This window comes from Halopseudomonas sp. (assembly GCF_041579695.1).
Lineage (GTDB): Bacteria > Pseudomonadota > Gammaproteobacteria > Pseudomonadales > Pseudomonadaceae > Halopseudomonas.
Map to the genome: position 1 here is coordinate 1 of NZ_JBFGFI010000012.1, position 24,268 is coordinate 24,268.

Here is a 24,268-nt window from a genome sequence, read left to right on the forward strand (position 1 = left end):
CGGTCGAGCCTCCAGTCGATTTGCTGCCGAACATGCCCTTTCCGAACTTCATTTGCTGACTCCTGTTAACAACTCGATCCCGAGCATAGCACTCCCATCCGCGAAGCACACTTCACCCGCGCGGGCTCAAAGGTGACAAAAAGCGTACTGAATGAAGAACGGCCTCCTACAGAAGAGACAATCCCCCGCGCAAATGGTGCCCATGACACTTTGTCACTCGGCAAGGGCTCTCTCAGCGATTATGATGGTGCACCCTTATATGCCAACCGGGATCAATCAACTTGCTCTTACGTCTGTTTTTGCTGCTCTGCCTGTGCGTGCCTGGCCTGGTCGCGGGAGGTCTGCTCGACAACTCCTCCACAGGAGGCCCCGGCCTGCTCCAGGGCAGCGCCAGCCAGACCAACTTCCTGCAGGTCAACGATGCATTTCGCCCCGGCGTGGTGGGACTATCGGAGCAGGAAATCCGTGTACGATTCGAGATAGTGCCGGAATATTACCTTTACCGTCATAGGCTCGGCTTTAAGCTCACCGGCGATGGCGCCAGCGTGACGGATGTTTCGTTGCCCGCGGGCCAGAATCGTCACGATGAGTTTTTCGGCGACGTGGAGGTCTACTACGACCGTCTCGAGATAGCGTTGGTTTTCGAGGGCAGCCTGACACCGCAGCAACAGTTGCAGGTGGATTTTCAGGGCTGCGCCGATGCCGGGCTCTGCTACCCCCCGGAAACAGTGATTCTGCCCCTGCCGGGCAGCTCGCCCGCAGCCAGCGGGGAAGCTGACGCCCGCGCGGATGCGCCCCCCACCCAGGGGGCAACTCTGGCACTGCTGCTGTTTTTCCTCGCCGGCCTGGGGCTGACATTCACACCCTGCGTGCTACCCATGCTGCCGATTCTCAGCAGCCTGGTGGTTGGCCGCGCGGATATCGACCGCATGCGTGCGGTGGTGCTCGCGCTGAGCTACGTGCTGGGCATGGCGCTGACCTTCGCTGCCGTAGGCGCCCTGATTGGGCTGTTCGGCGCGGCAATGAACATTCAGGCCCGTCTGCAATCGCCCTGGGTGCTGGGAACCTTTGCGGTATTTTTCGTGATCTTCGCGCTGGCCATGTTCGGCCTGTTCGACCTGCGCCTCCCCGCTTTCCTGCGTGAACCCCTGGAACGCCTGGGCAGCCGCACCCGGGGCGGGTCGATCCCCGGCGCTGCAGTGATGGGAGCGCTCTCGACCCTGGTGGTGTCCCCCTGCATCTCCGCGCCGCTGGCTGGCGCTCTGGTTTACATCAGCACCACCGGAGATGCCGGCGGCGGCGCCCTGCGGCTATTCGCGCTGGCACTCGGCATGGGCGCACCCCTGCTTCTGGTGGCCGTCTTTGGCAATGCATTACTGCCCCGATCGGGGCCCTGGCTCGATACGGTCAAGCAACTGTTCGGCTTCGGCCTGCTCGGTGTAGCCATCTGGCTGCTTGAGCGCCTGCTTCCAGGGCCGATCAGCCTGGCCCTATGGGCTGTTCTCGCAGCCGGCCTGGCGGTGCAGCTTGGATTGTTCGAGCGCGCCAGCCAGAGTGTCGCCAGCAAGCTCGCCCGCATCGTGGCTTTACTCGCTGCGATTTACGCTGCCGTGTCTCTAGCCGGGGCTCTGGCTGGCGGCTCCGATCCGCTGCGTCCGCTCGCTCCGCTGACCACAGCGGGGCAGGCCCGGACCGCATCCAGCGAAGGGTTCTTTACCGTCGTGGGGAGCCAGGCAGGCATCGACGCACAACTGGCCCGCGCATCAGAATTAAGCCGCCCCGCAGTGATCGAGCTGTATGCCGACTGGTGTATCAGCTGCAAGGTCATAGAACGCCGCGTCCTGCGCGATGAAACTGTGCGCGGACAGCTCGAGGACTTCGTTCGCATCAAGCTGGACCTGACCGACAACACCGCAGATCAGCGTCAATGGCTGACCGATAAAGGGCTGTTCGGACCTCCGGCATTTCTCTTCTATAGCCGCGAAGGCTCCGAGATCGCCGGTTTGCGCATTCAGGGCGAAATCGACCGGGACGGCTTTTTGCAACGACTCGCGTCAGTCCCCGACAAGTAATCTATACTCATCTGCGGCAATCATGCGGGCATCTGAGGGCAACCGAGCGATTCTGGACAGCTCGCGCAGTTTCCGGCAGACTTCCACCCATGACCTGACGGTCAGCTTTTTCTCACTGCCTGTGGATCGATAGTAATGGCAAGCATTCTGGTACTCAACGGACCCAATCTGAACCTCCTCGGTACCCGGGAGCCGGGGGTCTATGGCGTTGCCACCCTCGAGCAGATCATACAGACCCTGCGCGAACAGGCCGCCTCCAGGGGCCATCATCTGCTGAGCCTGCAAAGCAATGCCGAACACGAACTGATCGAGCGCATTCATTCAGCGCGGGATGAGGCAATCGATTTCATCCTTATCAACCCAGCGGCTTTTACCCATACCAGTGTCGCAATACGTGACGCATTGCTGGCGGTGAGCATCCCATTTATCGAAGTGCATCTATCCAACGTGCATAAACGCGAGTCCTTCCGCCATCATTCCTACTTTTCCGACGTAGCAGTAGGCGTGATCTGCGGGCTGGGCGCCAGGGGTTACCAACTGGCGCTGGATGCGGCGATACATTTGATTGAACAAACCGAACAAGACTAAAACTGCTCTGGAGTGCAAGCACCAATGGATATCCGCAAAGTAAAAAAACTGATCGAGCTTCTGGAAGAATCCGGTATCGACGAACTGGAGATACATGAAGGCGAAGAATCGGTAAGGATCAGCCGCCACAGCAAGCAGGCCGCACAACCACAATATTATCCGCAACCGGCTCCGGCACCCGCGGCAGCGCCCGTCGCAGCTCCGACCGCCCCCGCCTCGCTGGTCGAAACCCCGCCAGCAGAGCCGGCCGGACACCTGGTTCGTTCGCCCATGGTGGGCACGTTCTACCGCTCGCCCTCACCGGCAGCCGGATCCTTCGTCGAAGTGGGCCATAGCGTGAAGGCAGGCGACGTCCTGTGCATCGTCGAAGCGATGAAGATGATGAACCATATCGAAGCTGACAAAAGCGGCGTAGTTCAGGCCATCCTGGCGGACAACGGCCAGCCGGTGGAATTCGACCAACCCCTGTTCAGCATCGCCTGAGCCCGACCCGGAGCCAACGATGCAAAAAGTACTTATAGCCAACCGCGGTGAGATTGCCCTGCGCGTGATTCGCGCCTGCAAGGAGCTGGGGTTGAAGACCGTCGCCGTGCATTCCACGGCCGACCGTGAACTCATGCACCTGGCCCTTGCCGACGAAACCGTCTGTATCGGTCCGGCCAATGCCACGGAATCCTATCTGAACATTCCTGCGATCATCAGCGCCGCAGAAGTAACCGGTGCCGATGGGATACACCCGGGCTATGGTTTTCTCGCCGAAAACGCCGACTTCGCCGAGCAGATCGAGAATTCCGGCTTTACCTTTATCGGCCCGAGCGCTGAAGTAATCCGGCTGATGGGTGACAAAGTCTCTGCGATTGCCGCGATGATCGATGCCGGCGTACCCACCGTACCCGGTTCCGACGGCCCCTTGCCGGATGATGAGGCCGAATGCCTGGCGATTGGCCGCCGCGTAGGCTATCCGGTGATCATCAAGGCCTCCGGTGGCGGTGGCGGTCGAGGCATGCGCGTCGTCCATGAAGAAAGCGAACTGATCAAGTCGATCGCGCTGACCCGCACTGAAGCCGGTGCAGCTTTCGGCAATCCGGTCGTCTACCTGGAAAAATTCCTGACCAACCCGCGCCATGTCGAGGTCCAGATACTCTCCGACGGGCAAGGTCATGCAGTACATCTAGGGGACCGCGACTGCTCGCTGCAGCGCCGTCACCAGAAGATCATCGAGGAAGCACCTGCGCCCGGCATCGACGAGGAAGCCCGCGCGATGGTTCAGGCCCGTTGCGTCAAGGCCTGTATTGACCTGGGCTACCGCGGCGCCGGTACCTTCGAATTTCTCTACGAAAACGGTGAGTTCTTCTTCATCGAGATGAACACCCGGGTTCAGGTGGAGCATCCCGTCTCCGAAATGGTCACTGGGATCGACATCGTCAAGGAGCAGATCCTGGTTGCTTCCGGACAGCCGCTGAGCATCACCCAGGAGGACGTGGTCATCCGCGGTCACTCGATCGAATGCCGGATCAACGCCGAAGACCCGAAAACCTTCATGCCCAGTCCGGGCACCGTAACGTTCTTCCACGCCCCGGGCGGCAATGGCGTGCGCGTCGATTCGCATCTGTACAGTGGTTACAAGGTACCGCCAAACTACGATTCACTGGTCGGCAAGCTGATCACCTATGGGGCGACGCGCGATGAAGCACTGGCGCGCATGCGCAACGCCCTGGACGAATTGGTGGTGGACGGCATCAAAACCAATACGCCGCTGCATCGTGACCTGGTTCGCGACGCCGGGTTCTGCAAGGGCGGTGTGAACATCCACTACCTCGAGCACAAGCTGGGCATCGAATAGGCCGCAGTTGCAAGCTGCAAGCGTATTATCCGATTCTCGGGAGCGGCCAGTCCGCTCCCGAGTTTTTTCTACTGCCTGGAGCCTGCAGCTTGAGGCCCTCCAGCTGAAACCCGGTTTGCGAAGGAACACCCATGCCCTGGCTACAACTCCGGCTTGCCATTACCCCCGAGCAGGCCGATCCGCTGGAAAATACCCTGCTGGCGCTCGGCGCAGTATCAGTCACTTTCATGGACGCTGAAGACCAACCCATTTTCGAACCCGACCTGGGAACCACTCCGCTCTGGTCCCACACCCACCTTCTCGCCCTGTTCGAGGCTGATACCGACCGCGCTGCCCTACTGGGCTCCCTGCAGGGTCTATGGCCGGGCGAACTGCCAGCACACGAGATCGAAGAGATTGCCGATCAGGATTGGGAACGCAGCTGGATGGAACATTTTCAGCCCATGCGCTTCGGTCGGCGGCTATGGATCGTGCCCAGTTGGCACGCTGCGCCGGAGCCGGATGCAGTTAACCTGCTGCTCGACCCAGGCCTGGCATTCGGCACTGGAACGCACCCCACTACCGCGCTTTGCCTGGAGTGGCTGGATGCCCAGGATCTGCAGGGCAAGCTGCTGATCGACTTCGGCTGCGGTTCCGGCATCCTGGCCATCGCGGCGCTGTTGCTCGGGGTCAGCCAGGCGGTGGGGACTGATATCGATACACAGGCGCTCGAGGCCTCTCGCGACAATGCCCAGCGCAACCGGGTGGCCGATGAGAAGTTCAGGCTCTATCTACCTGAAGCTATGCCGCAGGAGCCGGGGGATGTACTGGTAGCAAACATCCTCGCCGGACCGCTGGTCACGCTGGCGCCGCAATTGACGAGGCTGGTGAAACCGGGCGGACTGATCGCGCTTTCTGGCATCCTCAGCGAACAGACCGCGGATATACTTGCAGCCTACCGCAGCGATTTTGACCTCGATCCGGTCGCGGAATGCGATGGCTGGATTCGAATCAGTGGCAGACGCCGCCTGGCGACCTGACCCGGTTCACGGCACAATGTCATTCTAGCTTTCACGACGGCAAAGGATCACCGGTCAACCATGAGCGAATCGCTGATAGCGCAATGCCCTTTCTGTCGGACGCGGTTCCGGCTGTCGCAGGAACACCTGCAGGCGGCAGCCGGCAACGTGCGCTGTGGCGCCTGCCTGAAAGTTTTCAACGCCAACCTTACGATCACCTCGCCAACCCCGGCACCTGAAGCTGCAGACGAGCCGTCTGCCAGACACTCTGCCGTGCCCTCCGGCGCTACCAAAGCGGATGAGAGCCGCGACACACTGATGATCCATGACGAAATGGATCTGGATAATCTCGATCTCGAGGCCCTGGGTCTGGATGAGTCGATCCTCGATGAGATCAACCCGGCTGGCCGTTCAACCGAATCCGCCGCCGGGGAGCGTCCCGATCAAGCCGAGTTCCGGCTGGTGACAGAACCGGAGGATGAGTCCGAGCCAGAAGTGCCGACCGAGTCCGGCGTCGAAGATGTCGCCCAGCCGGATCTCGATTCGTCCATGGACGCTCAGGACGAGGAGGCTGACCCTTGGGACAGACTGTATGAGTCCGACACAGATCAGGCTCCCTCCAACAGCGAGGCGCAGTCAGAATCAGGGCCTGTGCCCACAGAAAGGAGGGACGAAGAATTCGACCTTCACGAGGACTTTCTTGCGGCACCGATCGCACGGGACTTCGAACTGGAAGCGCCGCCGACAGAAAGCACAGCCAGCAGCGCCGCCGACAGCCCGCGCGCCAATGCTGCCGCACCAGAGCCAGACAGCGGCATCTTCCTGCGGGGCCGTGCTGCCGACCCCCATACGGACGACGAGCAGACTGACGCTCAAGAGCCGCCAGAGCAAATCGATGATCCACGGCGACGCCGCGAACCGCGACTCGGCGAGCTGGTCGATCTACCCGATCTGGCGGATGAACCCATCCTGCTGTACGAGCAGCCGCGAGCCCGACGCAGCCGCTACCGACCCTTGTGGGTTGCGCTGAGCATTCTCGCCCTGCTCGGGCTGCCCGCCCAGGCAATCTTTTACAACTTCAACACCCTGACCCACAACGAGCAGACCCGCCCCTATCTGGACCAGTTCTGCATCCTGGCCGGATGCGAGCTGCCGGCGCGGGTCAACATCGACCTGATCCGCAGCAGCAACCTTATGGTCCGCCCTCACCCGGAATACCCCAACGCGCTGGCGATTGATGTAATTCTGTACAACCGTGCCGAGTTTGCCCAGCCCTTCCCGGTGCTGCGCATGACGTTCAACAACACCCGGGGACGAGAGGTCCTCAGCAAGCGGTTTCGACCCGATGAGTATCTGGGCGGAGAGCTGGCAGGTGCTACCCTGATGCCACCCCAGACGCCCGTCCGCGTAGCGCTTGATATGCTCGATCCCGGGCCCGAGGCGGCCGGCTATCAGCTGGACTTTCTGAGCCCCTGAACCAGTCGGCAGGTCTGTACACAATTCGTCCAATCCAGTCTTTATATGGTCACCCGGAGCGGGTATGATTAGCGCCCTTTTCGCGCAAACATAATGCCGGTGCGTTACGGCAGCCCTCGGGTCGCCCGCGGAATGACCCCGGGATTGTTTGACCGGGCACACCATCAATGAGCCGACAGTACAGGGATGGACCATGCTGTGATTCGAATCGGACCCTACCAACTCGCCAGCCAGGTCATACTCGCGCCGATGGCGGGTGTTACCGATCTTCCTTTCCGGCAATTGTGCCGGAAGCTGGGAGCGGGCCTGGTGGTATCCGAGATGGTCACCAGTGATATCCGTCTGTGGAACAGCCGCAAATCGCGCAACCGGCTCGACCATCGAGGTGAAGACGAGCCCCGTTCGGTCCAGATCGCCGGTGGCGATCCGCAGATGATGGCCGAGGCCGCGCGCATGAACGAGCAACTGGGCGCCCAGATCATCGACATAAACATGGGCTGTCCGGCCAAGAAAGTCTGCAACAAGGCCGCCGGCTCTGCGCTGATGCGTGACGAGACGCTTGTCGCCGAAATACTCGAAGCGGTGGTCAACGCGGTGAACCTGCCAGTGACACTGAAGATACGTACCGGCTGGTGCGAAGCACAGCGTAATGGCCTGACCATAGCGCGCATCGCCGAAGAGTCGGGGATTCAGGCGCTGGCAGTGCATGGGCGCACGCGCAATCAGCTGTATACCGGCTTCGCCGAGTACGACACCATTGCCGCGATAAAACAACAGGCCGGCATCCCGATCTTCGCCAATGGCGATATCGACTCTCCGCAAAAAGCCCAGCAGGTTCTGCGTCATACTGGTGCCGACGCCGTGATGGTCGGCCGCGCGGCACAGGGGCGGCCGTGGATATTCAACGAGATCAACCACTACCTGGAGCGTGGCGAACTGCTTCCGCCCCCGCCCCTGGAATGGCAACAGAAAACCCTGATTGAACACCTGCATGCCCTGCATCGCTTCTATGGCGAGCACCAGGGTGTGCGCATAGCCCGCAAGCATGTGGGGTGGTACCTGCAGACCCTGCCGGGTGCCGGAGACTTCCGCCGCACTTTCAATCGTCTCGAGTGTCCGGCGCAGCAACACCAGAACATACAGACCTTTTTTACCCGCTTGCTGGAAGGAGACCTTGCGGCATGACCCTATTGAATGCATCAGTGATGACTGGACCTGAAACCGTGAGCGACGTACCTGAAGACACCGCCTTTATTGAGCCGGACAAGCTCAGCCAGAGCAGCCGCACACTGCGCAACAGCGTCGAACAGGCTTTGCAGAATTATTTCGAGCACCTTGACGGCCAGGATGTTACCGACGTCTACAACATGGTGCTTTGCGAGGTCGAGGCACCGCTGCTTGAGAGCGTGATGGAACACGTCAAGGGCAATCAGACCCGCGCCTCCGAGATCCTCGGCCTCAACCGGGGCACGCTACGCAAGAAACTCAAGCAGTACGGGCTCCTCTGAAGCAAACTGCTGCAGCTGGAAAGGGCATGCCGGCCAGAGCGCCGGATGCCCGGCTCTGATTATCAATAGACCACAACTGGAAAACCCATGACCGACCAAACCAACCGCCTGCCGGTTCGTCGCGCGCTGATCAGCGTTTCCGACAAGACCGGAATCGTTGATTTCGCCCGCGAACTGAGCGCCCAGGGCGTCGAGATTCTTTCGACTGGCGGCACCTTCAAGCTTCTGCGTGAACAGGGTCTCGACGCCACCGAAGTGGCCGATTACACAGGCTTTCCGGAGATGATGGACGGCCGTGTAAAGACCCTGCACCCGAAGATCCACGGCGGCATTCTCGGCCGGCGCGATATCGACGGCGAGATAATGCAGCAGCACGGCATCCAGCCGATCGATATGGTCGTGGTCAACCTCTACCCTTTTGCCGCTACCGTCGCCAAGCCGGGCTGCAGCCTGCCTGATGCAATCGAGAACATCGATATCGGTGGACCGACCATGGTCCGTTCTGCCGCGAAGAACCACAAGGATGTTGCCATCGTTGTCAGCTCAAGCGATTACACCGACATCGTCGCAGCGCTGAAAGCCGGCGGCCTGACCTACGCACAACGTTTTGAGCTGGCGTTAAAGGCGTTTGAACATACTGCATCGTACGACGGCATGATCGCCAACTATCTGGGCACTATAGATCGGCAGGCAGATAACCTGACTACCGACAATCGCTGTGCATTTCCGCGCACGTTCAACCGCCAGTTCATCAAGGCGCAGGACATGCGCTACGGAGAGAATCCGCATCAGGCCGCCGCCTTCTATCGGGAAGCCGAGCCTGCCGATGCCTGTATCGCAACCGCGGTGCAGCTGCAGGGCAAGGAGCTCTCCTTTAATAACGTGGCCGATACCGACGCTGCGCTGGAATGCGTGAAAAGCTTCAGCAAACCTGCCTGCGTCATCGTCAAGCACGCCAACCCGTGCGGCGTCGCGGTGGTACCGGATGCCGAGGGAGGGATCCGTCAGGCCTACGAGCTGGCCTATGCTACCGACTCCGAGTCGGCCTTTGGCGGCATCATCGCATTTAACCGCGAGCTGGACACAGAGACGGCCAGGGCAATCGTCGAGCGCCAGTTCGTCGAGGTAATCATCGCTCCACGCATCAGCGCCGGCGCCCGCGAAGTAGTCAGCGCCAAGGCCAATGTGCGCCTGCTCGAGTGCGGCGAATGGAACGCCCAGCCGCAGGCCGACTGGGATTTCAAGCGCGTCAACGGCGGCTTGTTGGTGCAGAGTCGGGATATCGGCATGATTACCGCCGAGGATCTGAAGGTAGTCACACGGCGCGCGCCGACCGAGCAAGAGATCAACGATCTGGTGTTCGCCTGGAAAGTTGCCAAGTTCGTCAAGTCCAACGCCATTGTCTATGCCAGCCAGCGTCAGACCGTAGGTATCGGCGCCGGCCAGATGAGCCGGGTCAATTCGGCGCGTATCGCCGCGATCAAGGCCGAACACGCGGGTCTGCAGGTCAAGGGCGCAGTAATGGCCTCAGATGCCTTCTTCCCCTTCCGTGACGGCATCGAGAACGCCGCAGCGAACGGCATCAGCGCGGTGATTCAGCCCGGCGGCTCAATGCGCGATGCTGAAGTAATTGCGGCCGCCGACGAAGCCGGTATGGCCATGGTATTTACCGGCATGCGCCATTTCAGGCACTAACAACGAGCGGCAAGCCACCAGCTGCAAGCCACAAGCACCGACCACAGGATCTGCTTGAAACTTGTCAATTGGCGTTTGCCGCTCTCCCCTGGGAGAGACCCATGAATATTCTGATTATCGGTAGTGGTGGACGTGAACACGCCCTGGCCTGGAAAGCGGCTCAGGACCCTCGCGTGGAGACCGTATTCGTGGCGCCGGGTAATGCCGGCACAGCCACCGAAGGGAAGTGCAAGAACGTTGACATTGACGTTCTCGAGCTGGAGCGGCTTGCCGATTTCGCTGCCGAGAATGTCGCGCTGACCATCGTCGGGCCCGAGGCGCCATTGGTGGCCGGCGTGGTGGATCTGTTTCGCCAGCGCGACCTCAAGTGTTTCGGTCCTACCGCAGGGGCGGCCCAACTTGAGGGCTCCAAGGCTTTCACCAAGGACTTTCTGGCGCGCCACCGGATTCCTACCGCTGATTACGAGAACTTCACCGAGGTCGAGGCTGCGCTGGCTTACCTGAAACGCAAGGGCGCGCCAATCGTGATCAAGGCGGACGGTCTGGCTGCTGGCAAGGGCGTTATTGTCGCCATGACCCTGGCCGAAGCGGAAGACGCGGTACGCGACATGCTGTCAGGCAATGCCTTTGGCGAAGCCGGCTCGCGTGTAGTGATCGAGGACTTTCTCGACGGCGAGGAAGCCAGTTTCATTGTCATGGTTGATGGTGAGCATGTATTGCCCATGGCAACCAGCCAGGACCACAAGAGGGTCGGCGATGGTGATACCGGACCAAATACCGGCGGCATGGGGGCCTACTCGCCCGCGCCGGTCGTCACACCGGCCGTGCACCAGCGGGTCATGGACGAAGTAATCTGGCCGACGGTCCGCGGCATGGCTGCCGAGGGCAACGTCTACACCGGATTCCTCTATGCTGGCCTGATGATAGATCCCGATGGGGCGCCACGGGTGATCGAGTTCAACTGTCGGTTCGGTGATCCCGAAACCCAGCCGATCATGCTGCGGCTGCAATCCAGCCTGGTTGCGCTGATCGAGTCCGCATTGCAGGGGCAACTCGACAAGAGCGAAGCCGAGTGGGATCCGCGACCCAGCCTTGGCGTGGTCCTGGCCGCAGGCGGCTACCCGGGCAACTATGCCAAAGGCGCGGTAATCAATGGCCTGGAAGATGCGGGCAAGCTGGATGGCAAGATATTCCACGCAGGAACGGCGCTGGCCGACGGCAGGATTGTCACCAGTGGCGGCCGGGTCCTGTGCGCGACGGCGCTGGGCGAGGACGTCCAGCAGGCACAGGAAAACGCCTATCTGCTGGCGAAAAAGGCCAGCTGGGAGGGCAGCTTCTACCGCACCGATATCGGTTATCGTGCCATAGCGCGCGAACAGCAGAATGACTGACAACGGACCTGCCACCGGTTGATGCTGACCCGGCGGCAGGCGCTGGCCTGCTTAGCCAGCAACGAGGCTGGCGGACCCATGCCGACCGGGCTGGCCTTGAGCTATACTTACTACTCGCAGACACAACCTGCCTACCGATCGCCCATGGATAGGACGCAATCATTTTGAAGCAGACGAGCTGGTTTCTTGCCCTTCTCGCGGCTCTGGTCATGGCCATGGCCAGTTGGGTCGGCGCAAACGAGACCGGTGATCCCACTTACAACATCTTTGTCGACACCAGCGGCCAGCTATCGCTCGACGACGTCGCTTCCAGCCGCTACGCGCATCGCTTTGCGCCCCGTGCGCCGGGCCTCCTGCGCTTACCTGCCGAAGGGGCACTCTGGCTGCAAATCCCCTTACAGGGCGGCTACGCCCGGCAACTACTGGTGGAAAACCCCCTGATTCCGCGGGCCGAGCTATACCTGCTACGCAATGAAAACCTGATAGCCCGGAAGCTCGCCGGTGCCGGCGTACCCGAGGCTACAGATACATTGCCCTATCCCGGCTATGCATTCCTGCTGGACACCACCGACAGCGGTGATTATCAGGCCTATCTGCGCCTGCGCAGCGATTTCCCACTGACCACTCTGGTCGAGGTGGCCAGCGTTCAGGAAGCAGCCACCAGACAGAGCGCCAGCCAGGCCTTGCAGGGCATCCTGGTAGGCCTGCTGCTCGCGCTGGCACTACACGGTCTGCTGCATGGCGTAGTCAGCCGCGACCCCTTTCATCTGTTACTCGCGCTTGCTGCGCTGACACTCGGCGCCAGTGCACTCAGCGGCATAAGCTGGATCGTCACGGCCTTCCCAGCTCTTCGCGGGCATACCTCGGCGCTGCTGCAACTTGCCGCCTATCCGATCATGGCTCTCATCCTTCTCAGCCTTCTGCCCCGGGAAAGCCTGCGTAGCAAAGGCGGCGTATCCCAAAGCCTGATGCTGGCAGCGGCTGCGATGGGACTGGTCATCCTCGTCGCCGCGTTGGACGTAAGCCTGCTCAACCTGGCTACAAACACATTACGGCTGGCCTTACCGCTACTGACTGCACTGTTGATGCTGTTTCTATGGCTACGACACCAGCCTGTGGAGAAATCGTTTCTGTTAGCAATCGTATTCATGTTTGCCAGCTTCATTGTCGAGTACCGACCTGCCGCCCACCCCCTTGGCGACAGCACAGTGGTATTTCTGCTCTGGCTAGCACTGGTCGGCTTCGCCTGGGGTATGCACACGCGTCTGCAGCGTCGTATAGCCCAACGTGCGGCTCGTCGAGAGGTCAGCGCTGCGCGGCAGACTGAACAGCGCACCAAAGCGGAATTCCTTGCCCGTATAAGCCATGAGATTCGCACGCCGATGAACGGCGTGCTGGGCATGTCGGAGTTGCTGCTCGATACCGCACTGTCAGCTAAACAACGGGACTATGTACAGACAATTCATGGCTCGGGCAGCGATCTGCTGAATCTGATAAACGAGATTCTGGACATGTCCCGGCTCGAATCAGGGGAAATGATTCTCGAGCAGGTCCAGTTCGATCTCCATGGCCTGATCAATGACTGCATGGAAACCATGCGCAGCCGCGCCGGCAATCAGCATGTCGAACTCATCAGTTACGTTCACCCCGAAGTGCCCCGCACGATAGAGAGCGACCCTACCAGGCTGAGGCAAATATTGACCAACCTGCTGAACAATTCCCTGCGTCTGACTACCGAGGGGGAAATACTGCTGGTCGTGCGACTGGAGAATAACGAACAGGGCGCACTACTGCGTTTTGCAGTACAGGATACCGGCAGCGAAATACCGGACCAGGCCCGTGAATCACTGCTGAAAACATCCATGGACACTGCCCGATTGCTTGAGCAGGCGGACCACACCGGCCATATTGGCCTACTCATCGCCAGCCAGCTGGTACGCATGCTGGGCGGTAAAATCGGCATAAAATATGCCTCCGAGCAGGGGAATTCGGTATGGTTCACGCTGGCGGTGCAGTCTCCGTCTGTCAGCTCGGACCTGCTGTCTGAGGGGCGCTTTCTGATCGACCGGCGTACATTGATCGTTGATGACAACGCAACTTGCCGAAAAGTGCTGCAAAACCAGTGCAATGCCTGGGGCATGCATGCCGAGACGGTAGCCAGTGGGAAGGAAGCACTCGCACTGCTGCGCACCCAGGCCCACCTGGGCAATCCCTTCGAGATCCTGCTGGTAGATCAGGTCATGCCTGGAATGAGCGGACTGGAACTTGCCAGCCGGATCAAGGACGACCCCGCTATTGGTAACAGCTTATTGATCATCATGCTGACGGGTATCAGTCAGGCACCCAGCCGGGTCATATCACGGGCCGCTGGCGTGCGCCGCATACTCAGCAAGCCCGTGGCCGGCTATACCCTGCGCACCACCCTTGCAGACGAGTGGCAGCAACATGTCGGCGCGCTGGAACAGAAACCGGACAGCCTGGCGGAAAGCCCGGATGAATCATCAACCGATGGCTTCCGAGTTCTGATTGCCGAAGACAACAGCATATCCACCAAAGTAATCCGGGGGATGCTGGGCAAGCTGGGACTCCAGGCAACAGCGGTACAGAATGGTCGCGAAGCTGTCGAAGCGGTGAAGAGCGGACAGTACGACCTGGTGTTGATGGATTGTGAAATGCCTGAACTGGATGGATTCGACGCTGCACAGCTGATTCGCGAATGGGAAAAGAGCCGTGGTCGCGAACCACTGCCGATCATCGCGCTGACCGCGCACATTCTCCCCGAGCACCGCGAGCGGTCGCGGCGTGCCGGGATGAATGCGCATATCGCCAAACCGGTCGAGCTCGCGCAACTGCGCGAACAGATCGACTACTGGGTCGGGCGCAAGCAGAAGAAAACACCCGACTGACCGGCCCTCCCCTCAGGATCTCCGAGCGGATGCCCTAGGAGCAGATCGGCCCGGCTTCTTGCCTCCCGGCTTCTTGCGGGCGCCACTGTCGCGTGGCGGCAAACCGTTATGCTGTGTCAGCAGAACACCCGGTTTGGCCTTCGCACCCTGGGGCGTCGAGTTCTTGCGCCGGGCACTGGCGTAGCCCTCAACTGCTGGCTGGAACGTCGGTATCAGATGCTGCTTGCTATTACCGATCAGATCCGATCGACCCATTTCCTTCAGCGCCTCGCGCAGCAGGGGCCAGTTCTTCGGGTCGTGATAACGCAGGAACGATTTGTGCAGCCGACGCTGGCGTTCGCCCTTAACGCTGGCTACACCATCGCTCTTGTAGGTGACGCGTCGCAGCGGGTTCTTGCCCGAGTGGTACATCGCCGTGGCGGTAGCCATCGGTGAGGGATAGAAAGCCTGCACCTGATCGGCGCGGAAATCGTTGGTCTTGAGCCAGAGCGCCAGATTCATCATGTCTTCATCCGAGGTGCCCGGATGAGCTGCGATGAAATACGGAATCAGATACTGCTTCTTGCCCGCCTCCTTGGTGTATTTCTCGAACAGACGCTTGAAGGTATCGTAGGTACCGATGCCGGGCTTCATCATCCGGCTAAGCGGTCCTTGCTCGGTGTGTTCCGGAGCGATCTTCAGGTAGCCGCCGACGTGATGGGTGACCAACTCCTTGACGTACTCCGGCGACTCGACCGCCAGGTCATAGCGCAGACCGGAGGCAATCAACACCTTTTTCACGCCGGGCAGTTCACGCGCCTTGCGGTACAGACCAATCAACGACGAATGATCGGTATTCAGATTCTCACAGATTCCCGGATAGACGCAGGAGGGTTTACGGCAGGCGGCCTCGATCTCGGGACTCTTGCAGGCGATGCGGTACATGTTGGCAGTCGGCCCGCCCAGGTCGGAGATCACGCCGGTAAAGCCTGGGACCTTGTCACGGATCTCTTCGATTTCTCGGATGATCGAGTCATGGGAACGGTTCTGGATGATGCGCCCCTCATGCTCGGTAATCGAGCAGAAGGTGCAGCCACCAAAACAGCCACGCATGATGTTCACCGAAAAACGGATCATCTCATATGCGGGAATCTTCGCATCGCCATACGCCGGGTGCGGAACACGGGCATAGGGCAGGCCGAATACGTAATCCATTTCCTCGGTGGTCAGCGGAATAGGCGGCGGGTTGAACCACACATCCTTCTCTGCGTGGCGCTGAACCAGAGCACGGGCGTTGCCGGGATTGGTCTCCAGATGCAGTACGCGGTTGGCGTGGGCGTAAAGCACCGGGTCACTTTTCACCTTCTCGTAGGATGGCAAACGGATAACCGTCTTGTCCCGCTCCAGTCGCGGATGCGGTAGCAGATGAACCACCTGAACGCCGTCCGCGGTTACCTCCTGGACGCCGTCTTCGGACGGCCCCTTGGCCTGTTCCACGGCGCAGGCGCTGGTGTCCTGGGTATTCACGTAGGGATTTATGATCTTGTCGACTTTGCCGGGGCGATCAATACGTGTCGAATCCAGCTCGAACCAGCCCTGTGGCGTGTCACGGCGCATGAAAGCGGTACCGCGTATATCGGTGATCGACTGGATGTCTTCGCCGCGGCTCAGGCGCTGGGCGATCTCGACGACAGCACGCTCGGCGTTGCCGTACAGCAGGATGTCTGCCTTGGCATCGAGCAGCAGGGAGTGACGTACCTTGTCCTGCCAGTAGTCGTAATGCGCTATACGGCGCAGCGAGGCTTCGATCCCGCCGAGCACCACCGGCACGTCTTTGAAGGCTTCGCGGCAACGCTGGCTATACACCAAACTGGCTCGATCCGGCCGACTGCCCGCCTTTCCGCCAGGTGTATAAGCATCGTCGGAGCGGATCTTGCGATCGGCCGTGTAGCGGTTGATCATCGAATCCATGTTGCCCGCGGCCACGCCGAAGAACAGGTTCGGCTTGCCCAGCTGCGTGAAAGCGTCCTTGCTCTGCCAGTCTGGCTGGCTGATGATGCCAACCCGGAATCCCTGCGCCTCGAGCAGCCTGCCGATGATCGCCATCCCGAATGAGGGGTGGTCCACGTAAGCGTCGCCGGTCACGATAATGATGTCGCAGCTGTCCCAGCCGAGCAGGTCCATCTCGTCCCGGCTCATTGGCAGAAAAGGTGCTGCACCAAAACATTCGGCCCAGTACTTGGGATAATCGAATAGCGGCCTGGCGGCCGGCATGCTGACGGACATGGTTACTCCATATCCCCGTAGCCAGCGTAGGAGCCGGGTGCGAGGTTTTCGAAACGGGTGAATTTGCCCAGAAAGGCCAGTCGGATATTACCGATCGGGCCGTTCCGCTGCTTGCCGATGATGATTTCGGCGATACCCTGATCCTGAGTATCCGGATGGTAAACTTCATCCCGGTAAACGAACATGATCACGTCCGCATCCTGCTCGATCGCGCCCGATTCACGGAGGTCCGAGTTAATGGGTCGTTTGTTCGGTCGCTGCTCAAGGGAACGGTTGAGCTGCGACAGCGCCACTACCGGGGCATTGAATTCCTTGGCCAAGGCCTTCAGCGAGCGGGAAATCTCGGAAATTTCGTTGGTGCGGTTTTCCGAGGAGCCGCCGATCTGCATCAACTGCAGATAATCGATCATGATCATGCCGATTTCGCCGTGCTCGCGCACTACGCGACGCGCCCGCGCGCGCATCTCCATCGGCGAGAGGCCGGCCGTGTCATCAATGAACAGCTTGCGGTCATTCAGCAGATTCACCGCTGAGGTAAGCCGCGGCCAGTCATCGTCATCCAACCGACCGGCGCGCACCTTGCTCTGATCGATGCGCCCCAGGGATGACAGCATACGCATGACCAGGGAGTCCCCTGGCATCTCGAGAGAGAACACCAGCACGGCCTTGTCATAACGCAAGACCACATTCTCCACCAGGTTCATCGCAAAGGTGGTTTTACCCATCGAGGGGCGGCCGGCAATGATGACCAGATCGGCCGGTTGCAAACCCGAGGTCATTTCGTCCAGGTCAGCAAACCCGGTGGACAGCCCGGTGATCGCACCATCGCTGTTGAACAGTGTATCGATCCGGTCGATGGCCTTGGTCAGAAGGTTGTTCACCGACTCGGGACCACCGGTTTTCGGCCGGCTTTCGGCAATCGCGAAAATCTGCCGCTCGGCCTCATCCAGAATCGCATTGGCCTGCTTGCCCTTGGGGTTAAAGGCACTATCGGCAATATCCGAACTGGTACTGATCAGCTTACGCAGCGTGGAACGCTCACGGATGATCGTCGTGTAGGCGCTGATATTGGCGACTGATGGCGTATTTTTGGCCAACTGCCCCAGATAGGCCAGGCCGCCGACCTGATCAATCAGGCCCTCGCGGTCTAGCTCTTCGGCCAGTGTAACCACATCGAAGGGCTGATTGCGCGACGCCAGGCTTGCCAGGGCACGAAAAATCAACCGGTGGTCGTGCCGGTAGAAATCGGCCTCACTGAGCAGCTCCACCACCCGTTCCCAGGTCGTGTTTTCCAGCATCACGCCACCCAGCACAGCCTGCTCGGCTTCGATCGAATGCGGCGGAATCTTCAGCGCAGAGGCCTGCAGATCAAGTTCCGTGTTGTCGGTGTACATGGGTTCGCTCATCGATACAGGCTCGGCACTTGCTCACTATTCGACCAGGACACCCCGAAGCAGAAATAACCGGGGAACAAAAACAGCAACACGGCGCCTGTCAATGACAGGCGCCGTGCTGAACAGTCTAAACCCAAAGGCCAGCGAACTCATCCCGCTACGCCTTAGGCGTTACGGAAATCATTCAGGTGCCGGCCGCCAGGCTCAACCGTTGACTACGACCAGTTTGACGCTGGCTTCTACATCTGAATGCAGGTGCAGCGCGACGTCGTATTCACCGACATTGCGCAGCGGGCCTTCAGGCAGACGTACTTCGCTCTTCTCGACCGGTACACCGGCAGCAGTCACCGCGTCAGCGATGTCGCGGGTACCGATGGAGCCGAACAGCTTGCCTTCTTCACCGGCGTTGGCAGTGATGGTCACTGTCAGGTCGACCAGCTTGGCAGCACGAGTTTCAGCTTCAGCTTTCTTCTCGTCAGCAATACGCTCCAGTTCGGCGCGACGTGCTTCAAAGGCTTCCAGATTGGAATCGGTAGCCGGAGTAGCCTTGCCGAAAGGCAGCAAGAAATTGCGTGCATAACCAGCGCTGACTGCAACCTTGTCACCAAGGCCACCCAGGTTCGCGATCTTTTCGAGCAGGATAACTTCCATTGCAATAACCTCTTGTATTCAGTCTTGGCCGTTCGGATCGTCATCGTCACGGGGGCCCGGGGCCGGCGCAAGACGGGAACGAAAGTCGAACAGGCTATCTATAAATGCCAACAACATAATCAGGGGATACACAAACTGAGCGGCAAGAACGAATACCACATAGAGTATCACCAACCAAACAGCGCCGAACTTCTTGATCCCGACGATGCCATGTATCAATGCCAACCCAGCGATCATCAGCGGTAAGCTGGTTATCGGTGCGAGCAACGCGACCTGACCAAACTGCGGGCCAAACAGCGTTACCAGTAGCAGGATACCGGCGACAACCGGCGACAATCGTATGCGGTGAAACTCCTCACGGAATCCACCCGGATTGTATAGCCGTGCCTGCCACGAGCGCCCCACCATGATACTTACCAGCACCATCAGCGAATGCACAGTGCCCATCAGTCCGGCCAGCACAGGCACCAGCAAAGCCTCGATACGGGCCATACCGGCCTCGTCGACTGAGCCGCCCATGTCCGCGAGCAGCTGTGGCAACCGCTCCTGGATCTGTGATGCCAACGCCAGCAAAGGCTCGTTCAGCACAGTCAGCAGCAGCAGCGCATAACCCAGGCCGAGTGGGACCGAGGCCAGCAGCACCGCTGCCCAGTCGCTACGACTGTGCAGCAGCGTTGCCAGCGCCACGCTGCCACCTATCACCAGTAGCGGCGTGAGATCGCCAACCCAAGCCCAGGCAATGGCCGGCAGAATACCCCAGGCCAGTACCGGCAACGCCTCGCTTATGCCGCGCCTGAGCACGACAAGAGCAAGGGCAGCGGCGCTGACCCAGAACAACAGCGGTATGGCCGCGGCAAGGGCTACTACAAGAGTAGCCTGCCTGCGACCGCGCATGATGTATTCAGCCAACCCACGCATGCCGGTTAGATTTCCCTGATTACGGAATTATTTGCCTATCAGCGACTATGACTGTCGGTAAACGGCAGCAGAGCCAGGTAACGGGCGCGCTTGATGGCAACACCCAGCTGACGCTGGTAACGAGCCTTGGTCCCGGTGATACGGCTGGGAACAATCTTGCCGGTCTCGGTAACGTAAGCCTTCAGAGTGGTGAGATCCTTGTAATCGATCTCTTTAACGCCTTCAGCGGTGAAGCGGCAGAACTTTCTGCGACGGAAAAAACGTGCCATGGCAGCGTCTCCTTGAATACTGGAATTGGGACCGGGATGACTTACTCGTCGTCGCCGTCGTTGTCGTTGTCGTTGTCGCTAGAGCGCTCGGTATCGGAATCGCTCTCGTCACCTTCAGGACGCTCGCGACGCTCGCGACGCTCACCACGACCGGTATCTTCGGGCTTGAGCATGTCGGACTGTTCGGTGATGGCTTCGTCACGACGGATGACCATGTTACGGATAACGGCATCGTTGTAACGGAAGTTCTCGGTCAGCTCTTCCAGTGCCTTGGCGCTGCACTCGACGTTAATCATGATGTAGTGAGCTTTGTGGATCTTGTCGATCGGATAGGCCAGTTGACGACGGCCCCAATCTTCCAGACGGTGAATCTTGCCGCCGTCCTCTTCGATCAGCTTGGTGTAACGCTCGACCATACCGCCGACCTGTTCGCTCTGGTCCGGATGAACCAGGAATACGATTTCGTAATGACGCATTAGTGCTCCTTACGGGTTGTAGCCAGCCACCCAACATGGTCTGGCAAGGAGTAGAACTCTAGTTTGGGGCGCACATTCTATGGGAGAGGTGGGGAAGCTGCAAGCTTTTACGGGAAGCAGGAAGCTTTAAGCTGGCTGTTGGCTAGGATTTCTGCGTTCTCTGCCGTACCGCTTCGAAAAGACAGATTCCGCTGGCGACGGATACGTTCAGACTGGATACCGCGCCTGCCATCGGCAACTTGGCCAGATAATCGCAGTGCTCTCGGGTAAGGCGGCGCATACCGCTGCCCTCTGCGCCCATGACGATTACGCTCGGCACCTTGAGGTCGACCTGGTAAATCAGCTGCTGGGCCTCCCCCGCCGCGCCTGTCACCCATAGCCCGCGCTGCTGCAGCTGCTTGAGCGTACGGGCAAGATTGGTGACTGCAACCAGCGGAACAGTCTCAGCCGCACCACAGGCGACCTTGCGCACCACCGGTGTCAGGCTTGCCGACCTGTCGCGCGGAATTATCACCGCATGGGCGCCAGCGGCGTCGGCGCTACGCAGACAGGCGCCCAGATTATGCGGGTCAGTGACGCCGTCGAGCACCAGCAGCAAGGCTGGCGCCTCCAGGCCATCCAGCAACCGATCGAGCATTTCCTCGGACCACATCTGACTGGCAGACACCTCGGCGACTGCGCCCTGGTGTACCCCCTCGACCAGTTTATCCATGTCCTCCGGGGGAAGACGCTGAATGGATACCCCGATACCCTCGGCCAGATCGGCGAGGGTCTGGGCGCGAGCGTCCAGACGCCCGCGTGTCAGCATCAGCCGCCTGACCCTCTTGGGCGAACGCTCGAGCATCGCCTGAACTGCATGCACACCAAATACGTATTCGCTATCGCTCATGATTGCAGAGTCACTCGCCTCAGGCCCTGGGCTTGCGCGGCGCACGCGGGGCGCGGGGCGCCCTGGGTGCTCGCGAGCCTGAACCAGCAGGGGACTTTTCCCCCGGCTTCTTGCTAGCCGGGGGCTTGGCCCCGCCCTTGGAACGCGGCGCTCGGCCCTGCCGGGGCGCACCTGCACCGGCCTTTTTCGAACCCTCAATCAGGTCCTTGCGTGCGGCGCGACTGGCTTCAACGTCTGTGCGCTGATTCTCCGGCTGAGTCTTGTCCATCTCGAAATCGATCTTGCGCTCGTCGAGATCCACCCTGGCGATCACCACGCGGACGGTATCGCCGAGCCGGAAACTCCGACCCGAGCGCTCACCGACCAGGCGATGATGCACCTGATCAAAGTTATAGTAATCGGCGGGCAGCGCGGTGATATGCACCAGACCTTCGATGTAGATGTCCTTGAGCTCGATAAACAGGCCGAAACCGGTGACCGAAGTGACCAGGCCGTCGAAACTCTCACCTACCCGGTCCTGCATGAATTCGCACTTGAGCCAACTGACAACATCTCGTGTCGCCTCATCGGCCCGACGCTCATTCTGCGAGCACTGCTCACCCAGGCGCTCCAGAGCAGGCATATCGTAAGGATAGATAGCCGCCTTGGGGATGGTGCCAGCACCGGCGCGCTTGACCAGATCGGTGTTGCGCCGCGAACGGATGACGCTGCGAATCGCCCGATGGGTAAGCAGGTCTGGATAGCGCCGGATCGGCGAGGTGAAGTGCGTATAAGCTTCGTAATTGAGACCAAAGTGGCCTGCATTGTGCGGGCTGTAGACCGCCTGACTGAGCGACCGCAACATCACGGTCTGGATCAGCTGAGCATCCGGACGCCCCTGCACCTTGCGTAGCACCTCGGCGTAATCCTCGGGTGTCGGATCGCCCTTCTTGCGCGTCAGTGAAATGCCCAACGCATTGAGAAATTCGCGCAGACGCTCGACCTTCTCCGGCTTGGGACCGTCGTGCACGCGGTACAGACCTGGAAGCTCCAGATCCCCGAGGAATCGCGCAGTGGCAACGTTGGCTGCCAGCATGCACTCCTCGACAATCTTGTGCGCGTCGTTACGCGTGGTCGGACGGATCTCGGATATTTTGCGGTTCTCGCCGAACACAATGCGTGTTTCGGTAGTCTCGAAATCGATCGCACCACGCCCCTGCCGCGCCTTGGCCAGCGCCTTGTAAAGATCATACAGATCCTTCAGTGCAGGCAGCACCTCGGCATATTGCTGCGACAGCGCGATACCTTCCTGACTGCGCGGGTGCTCGAGCATGCTCGACACCTTGTTATAGGTCAGTCGAGCGTGGGAGTGAATCACGCCCTCGCAAAATTCGTAGGAGGTCAGCTCGCCACTCTTGGACAGCGTCATTTCGCAGACCAGTGCCAGACGGTCAACCTGAGGCATCAGCGAGCAGAGGCCGTTGGAGATCGCCTCCGGCAGCATCGGCACTACTTCGCTGGGGAAATAGACCGAAGTACCCCGCAGCTCTGCTTCCTCGTCCAGCGCCGAACCGACCGGCACGTAGTGGGATACATCGGCGATTGCCACATACAGCTTCCAGCCACCAGCGAACAGACGCCAGCCGCTGGCTTTCTGCGGCTCGCAATAAAGCGCGTCGTCGAAGTCGCGGGCATCTTCACCGTCAATCGTGACCAGCGGCAGGTGCCTGAGATCGATTCGTTTGAGCTTGTCCTTTTCCTCGACCTGATCCTTGAGCTTGGCAGCCTCGTCCAGCACTGCCTGGGGCCATACGCTGGGAATATCGTAACTGCGCAGCGCCACTTCAATTTCGACGCCCGGCGCCATGTAATCGCCAACCACCTCGACAACCTCGCCCTGGGCCTGGCGATGAATATTTGGCCACTGGGTAATCTTTACCTCGACGAATTGGCCGGGCTCGGCATCGTGCTCGCAGCCAGGCTGGATAAGCACTTCGTGGTTGATTTTAGCGTTGTCGGCAACCACATAGGCAATGCCGTTCTCCCGATAATAGCGGCCGACCAGAACTTCATGGGCGCGCTCGAGCACTTCGACAACAGTGCCTTCGCTGCGGCCACGGCGGTCGACGCCAGTCACGCGGCCGAGCACCTTGTCGCCATCGAATACCAGGCGCATCTGTGCCGGGCTGAGGAACAGGTCATCACCACCGCCTTCTGGCACCAGGAAACCGAAACCGTCGCGGTGGCCCTGGACCCGGCCCTTGATCAGATCGAGTTTGTCGACCGGCGCATAGGCGCCCCGGCGCGTATAGATCAGCTGGCCATCGCGCTCCATCGCACGCAGCCGGCGCCGCAGGGCTTCAATGCCCTCCTCACCGGAGATACCCAGCTCGTCCTGCAGCTGCGCCCGGGTAGCTGGCGCACCACGGTCTTCGAGAAGCTTGAGGATCAGCTCGCGACTGGGGATGGGATTTTCGTATTTCTGGGCTTCGCGTGTCGCTTCTGGATCTATTGCGGTCCAGTCGACTGATGATGCGGAAGTACGTTCAGAGTTGCTCGGCACAGCCGAGTCTTTTGATATTGATTTTTTCGTCATAGTCTTCTATTGAACCGCGAATTGGCTTTCCATGCACCTGTTTCCGACAAATACGGTTTTTTTTTACCAGGGGGTTTACAACCCGGTGGGCGCTACGTATTATTCGCGCCGTCAACACGACAACGGTTGCAACGCGAAACGCCAGTTTCAGCATAGCATCCAGATTGACTGAAATGCCCAGGTGGTGAAATTGGTAGACACGCCAGCTTCAGGTGCTGGTGGCCGCAAGGCCGTGGAAGTTCGAGTCTTCTCCTGGGCACCATTTCAGAACTGCAATCAGAACTACCAAAAGTCCGGAACTGCCTGGACACCTTCTTCGCTGCAACTCTCGCAGCCGCAACGCGCAACCCACTC

General features: G+C 60.0%; 19 protein-coding genes and 1 tRNA gene. 12 read left to right on the top strand and 8 right to left on the bottom strand.

Annotated elements, in window-relative coordinates:
• Positions 1-281: 281 nt before the first annotated feature.
• From dsbD to ABYA88_RS04590, 11 genes are all read left to right on the top strand, one after another.
• Positions 282-2,072: a protein-disulfide reductase DsbD gene (dsbD, locus tag ABYA88_RS04540; RefSeq protein WP_373185700.1), complete on the top strand. Its 1,791-nt coding sequence runs from the start codon at positions 282-284 to the stop codon at positions 2,070-2,072.
• Positions 2,073-2,207: 135 nt separating this feature from the next.
• Positions 2,208-2,660 (top strand): type II 3-dehydroquinate dehydratase, encoded by a 453-nt coding sequence (gene aroQ, locus ABYA88_RS04545; RefSeq protein WP_373185701.1) that lies wholly within the window; start codon positions 2,208-2,210, stop codon positions 2,658-2,660.
• A 24-nt stretch (positions 2,661-2,684) separates the two neighbouring features.
• Complete coding sequence (gene accB, locus ABYA88_RS04550; protein WP_373185702.1) at positions 2,685-3,143, top strand: acetyl-CoA carboxylase biotin carboxyl carrier protein; 459 nt, start codon at positions 2,685-2,687, stop codon at positions 3,141-3,143.
• A gap of 19 nt (positions 3,144-3,162) precedes the next feature.
• Positions 3,163-4,503 carry an acetyl-CoA carboxylase biotin carboxylase subunit gene (accC, locus tag ABYA88_RS04555; RefSeq protein ID WP_373185703.1) on the top strand — a complete coding sequence of 447 codons (1,341 nt, stop codon included), beginning with the start codon at positions 3,163-3,165 and terminating at the stop codon, positions 4,501-4,503.
• 131 nt (positions 4,504-4,634) lie between these two features.
• The gene (gene prmA / locus ABYA88_RS04560) at positions 4,635-5,522 is read left to right on the top strand and encodes a 50S ribosomal protein L11 methyltransferase (protein WP_373185704.1); all 888 of its coding nucleotides are present in this window, start codon (positions 4,635-4,637) and stop codon (positions 5,520-5,522) included.
• A 60-nt stretch (positions 5,523-5,582) separates the two neighbouring features.
• Positions 5,583-6,977, top strand: a complete 1,395-nt coding sequence (locus ABYA88_RS04565) for a DUF3426 domain-containing protein (protein WP_373185705.1) — start codon at positions 5,583-5,585, stop codon at positions 6,975-6,977.
• 186 nt (positions 6,978-7,163) lie between these two features.
• Entirely contained in the window at positions 7,164-8,162 is a 999-nt protein-coding gene (dusB, locus tag ABYA88_RS04570) for a tRNA dihydrouridine synthase DusB (RefSeq protein WP_373185706.1), read from the top strand.
• On the top strand, positions 8,159-8,485 hold the full coding sequence (fis, locus tag ABYA88_RS04575) for a DNA-binding transcriptional regulator Fis (RefSeq protein ID WP_373185707.1): 327 nt from the start codon (positions 8,159-8,161) through the stop codon (positions 8,483-8,485). The genes dusB and fis overlap by 4 nt, the downstream gene beginning before the upstream one ends.
• Before the next feature lie 87 nt (positions 8,486-8,572).
• Positions 8,573-10,180: a bifunctional phosphoribosylaminoimidazolecarboxamide formyltransferase/IMP cyclohydrolase gene (gene purH, locus ABYA88_RS04580; RefSeq protein ID WP_373185708.1), complete on the top strand. Its 1,608-nt coding sequence runs from the start codon at positions 8,573-8,575 to the stop codon at positions 10,178-10,180.
• Between the two features lie 101 nt (positions 10,181-10,281).
• Complete coding sequence (gene purD / locus ABYA88_RS04585) at positions 10,282-11,571, top strand: phosphoribosylamine--glycine ligase (RefSeq protein ID WP_373185709.1); 1,290 nt, start codon at positions 10,282-10,284, stop codon at positions 11,569-11,571.
• 164 nt (positions 11,572-11,735) lie between these two features.
• Entirely contained in the window at positions 11,736-14,477 is a 2,742-nt protein-coding gene (locus tag ABYA88_RS04590; protein ID WP_373185710.1) for a response regulator, read from the top strand.
• Positions 14,478-14,489: 12 nt separating this feature from the next.
• Here the strand turns inward: ABYA88_RS04590 and ABYA88_RS04595 are convergent, their stop codons facing one another.
• From ABYA88_RS04595 to rnr, 8 genes are all read right to left on the bottom strand, one after another.
• Positions 14,490-16,730 carry a YgiQ family radical SAM protein gene (locus ABYA88_RS04595; protein WP_373185751.1) on the bottom strand — a complete coding sequence of 747 codons (2,241 nt, stop codon included), beginning with the start codon at positions 16,728-16,730 and terminating at the stop codon, positions 14,490-14,492.
• 14 nt (positions 16,731-16,744) lie between these two features.
• A complete protein-coding gene (gene dnaB, locus ABYA88_RS04600; RefSeq protein ID WP_373185753.1) occupies positions 16,745-18,136 on the bottom strand; it encodes a replicative DNA helicase in 1,392 nt (463 codons plus the stop codon).
• A 204-nt stretch (positions 18,137-18,340) separates the two neighbouring features.
• Positions 18,341-18,787 carry a 50S ribosomal protein L9 gene (gene rplI / locus ABYA88_RS04605; protein ID WP_373185711.1) on the bottom strand — a complete coding sequence of 149 codons (447 nt, stop codon included), beginning with the start codon at positions 18,785-18,787 and terminating at the stop codon, positions 18,341-18,343.
• A gap of 18 nt (positions 18,788-18,805) precedes the next feature.
• Positions 18,806-19,705, bottom strand: coding sequence for a hypothetical protein (locus tag ABYA88_RS04610; RefSeq protein ID WP_373185712.1), 900 nt, complete (start codon positions 19,703-19,705; stop codon positions 18,806-18,808).
• Between the two features lie 38 nt (positions 19,706-19,743).
• A complete protein-coding gene (gene rpsR, locus ABYA88_RS04615) occupies positions 19,744-19,974 on the bottom strand; it encodes a 30S ribosomal protein S18 (protein ID WP_373185713.1) in 231 nt (76 codons plus the stop codon).
• A gap of 41 nt (positions 19,975-20,015) precedes the next feature.
• Positions 20,016-20,450, bottom strand: a complete 435-nt coding sequence (gene rpsF, locus ABYA88_RS04620) for a 30S ribosomal protein S6 (RefSeq protein ID WP_373185714.1) — start codon at positions 20,448-20,450, stop codon at positions 20,016-20,018.
• Positions 20,451-20,592: 142 nt separating this feature from the next.
• Positions 20,593-21,339 (bottom strand): 23S rRNA (guanosine(2251)-2'-O)-methyltransferase RlmB, encoded by a 747-nt coding sequence (gene rlmB / locus ABYA88_RS04625; protein WP_373185716.1) that lies wholly within the window; start codon positions 21,337-21,339, stop codon positions 20,593-20,595.
• A 19-nt stretch (positions 21,340-21,358) separates the two neighbouring features.
• Complete coding sequence (rnr, locus tag ABYA88_RS04630) at positions 21,359-23,881, bottom strand: ribonuclease R (protein WP_373185718.1); 2,523 nt, start codon at positions 23,879-23,881, stop codon at positions 21,359-21,361.
• A gap of 208 nt (positions 23,882-24,089) precedes the next feature.
• On the opposite strand from rnr, the gene ABYA88_RS04635 reads away from it, so the two are divergent.
• Positions 24,090-24,176: transfer RNA gene (locus ABYA88_RS04635), tRNA-Leu, on the top strand.
• Positions 24,177-24,268 lie beyond the last annotated feature (92 nt).